We start from the raw sequence: 2,060 nt of genomic DNA, 5'->3' as shown, positions 1-2,060 counted from the left end.
TATCAAAGCAGTTTTTAGGATCTTTTTTAAACCATGCAATATTAATGCTCCCCGAGCTACTTTGGTTTATAGGTAATTTCGGAATACATTCAATTAATCTTCTTCTACAGGCTTTTAGCATCCTTATCTTATTTAGAAGCTTACTTTGTTGGATTGGTTTAAACATAAAAAATTATCTGATTTGGATTTTCGTACTGTTTAACATCGTGTTTCTTATAATCCTATACAGAATAACCTGGTTGCTACCTCCAGTCTTTGTTTCCATGGCATACTTTGTTTTTCAGAAAAACTATCTTAATAAAAATCTAATTGATTAAATATTTATCTTGAGGCAAGATTTAACTCTTTAATTTAACATCTGTTAACAAATACAAGCAATGAATAAAATAGCTATCATCCTAATATTATTGACATCTGTTTTATGTGGATTCGTATTGGTCAAATCGCCAGCAAACATTCTGAAAAAGGGATTAATTGTTGATCTGGATGCTGACAAGGGAGTGGTTGCAAATAAAGACAACAGAGTTGAGAAATGGATTAACCAGGCTTCAGCGCCCGCGGTTAAGGAATTTGTGAAAAGAGATGAAGGTCGAAAAGTTACGGGTTCCGGGATGCCATCTTTAAGAAATAAGCTTTCTGAGCTAAACGGCCACAATGCAATTATTTTTAATAAACAGGAACTTGTTGCGCATAACGAGGATGCGTTTGACCATTTACTTACAGGGAGTGGATACACTTGGTTTTGCATTTTAAAGGCTGGAAAACAATCTGGAGAGCTAAAAGATGTAAATTCCTTTTTTGGCAATTTAAAGAATGGTGGAAATTATGAAGGTATCTGGGCAGGACTTAATGACAACAATAGCATTTGGATGGGCAGCAGAAATGGAATAACCTTTGGCCGCTGGGATAACAACAACCCTAAAGTTACAGCCAACGCTGTGCTTGAATTTGACAAATATTATCTTTTAATGGGCCGAATGGGTAAAGGAACTGATACTGTTACGCTTTCATTGTACTTAAACAATGGTGCTTTGCCTGTTGTTAGCCACCCCTTCCCTGTTAACAAATTGGCAAACCCTTCAAAGCTTTCTATTGGCCAGGAACGCGATGCTATTGAGCATCCCGGCACAGAATCCTTTATTGGCGAAATCTCAAGATTTCTGCTTTATGATCGTCCCTTAAGTAATCAGGAGTTAAACAGAATGGCAAAAGGACTCAAAAAAATGTACGGTATTATTGATTCGCCAAATTAAACATTACGCAAACGTTTTCGCTGAAAAGCGAAGCATTTTCGTTGGCCGAAGTTTGAACTACATGAATTTAAACACTAAATTCGGAAACTAGTGAAATCATTATGACTACAAGAAGAAGCTTTTTGCACAAAGGAATATTAGGGGTAGCTGCAACTACCCTGGCCAGTATACCATCTGTTTATGCCGAGCCATTTAAACTGAAATCTGATAAAGGAAAGCCTGATCCATTTAAACTGGGTATTGCCGGTTATAGCTTTATTAATTTCAATCTGGATGAATCACTTAAAATGATGAAAAAGGTTGATGTGCATTACCTGTGTATTAAAGACTTTCATCTGCCTTATAAAAGTACTGCAGAAGAAATTGCTGCATTTCACGCTAAGCTTAAAGAGAACGGCGTAACAGGCTATGCAGTAGGGCCTATATACACTAAAACGAAGCAGGAAATTGACGATGCATTTGATTACGCCAAAAGAGTCGGCGTTGATTTGGTCGTAGGCATCCCCTTACATGCCGACCTGGGATACGTTGCCCAAAAAACAAAAGAATATAACATTCGATACGCCATCCATAACCATGGCCCAGAAGATAAATTATACCCAAGCGCTGAAAGTATATACAACCTCATCAAAAACCTTGATGAGCGCGTAGGAATATGCTTTGATATGGGGCACAACAAAAGAGACGGGCGCGATTCGGTGGCTGATTTCCAGAAGTTTTCTAAACGCATTTTTGATATGCATTTAAAAAACGTAACTGCCGCCGCAAAAGATGGCAGCACCTGTGAGCTTGGTCGTGGTGTAATTG

General features: G+C 37.9%; 2 protein-coding genes. Both read left to right on the top strand.

Going from position 1 to position 2,060, the window contains the following annotated elements; translation table 11 throughout:
• The first annotated feature begins 377 nt into the window (after positions 1–377).
• Positions 378–1,253, top strand: a complete 876-nt coding sequence (locus tag AC1DG9_RS26335; protein ID WP_172662635.1) for a LamG domain-containing protein — start codon at positions 378–380, stop codon at positions 1,251–1,253.
• A gap of 101 nt (positions 1,254–1,354) precedes the next feature.
• On the top strand, positions 1,355–2,060 hold a 706-nt coding region (locus tag AC1DG9_RS26330; RefSeq protein ID WP_477635602.1), incomplete at its 3' end, for a sugar phosphate isomerase/epimerase family protein.

It is taken from the genome of Pedobacter sp. 05L430 (assembly GCF_056397585.1).
Note: the sequence above shows the minus strand (reverse complement) of the source record. Positions and strands in the feature narration are given on the sequence as shown.

Bases quoted from the DNA above. Each gene is read 5' to 3' on its own strand.
- AC1DG9_RS26335 (WP_172662635.1), top strand. From the start codon at position 378: ATGAATAAAATAGCTATCATCCTAATATTATTGACATCTGTTTTATGT.